At 51.7% G+C, this 209-nt stretch carries 1 rRNA gene; it reads right to left on the bottom strand.

Features of this window, described 5'->3' with window-relative positions:
- Positions 1-209: ribosomal RNA gene (locus AACR09_RS17070) — 16S ribosomal RNA — on the bottom strand; the annotation flags it as partial.

Here is a 209-nt window from a genome sequence, read left to right on the forward strand (position 1 = left end):
CGCCCAGTAATTCCGATTAACGCTCGCACCCTCCGTATTACCGCGGCTGCTGGCACGGAGTTAGCCGGTGCTTCTTCTGTTGCTAACGTCAAGAGATAACGCTATTAACGTTACCCCCTTCCTCACAACTGAAAGTACTTTACAACCCGAAGGCCTTCTTCATACACGCGGCATGGCTGCATCAGGCTTTCGCCCATTGTGCAATATTC

Origin of the sequence: Vibrio sp. OPT20 (assembly GCF_963889365.1) — a bacterium.
GTDB classification, from domain to species: Bacteria; Pseudomonadota; Gammaproteobacteria; order Enterobacterales; family Vibrionaceae; genus Vibrio; species Vibrio splendidus.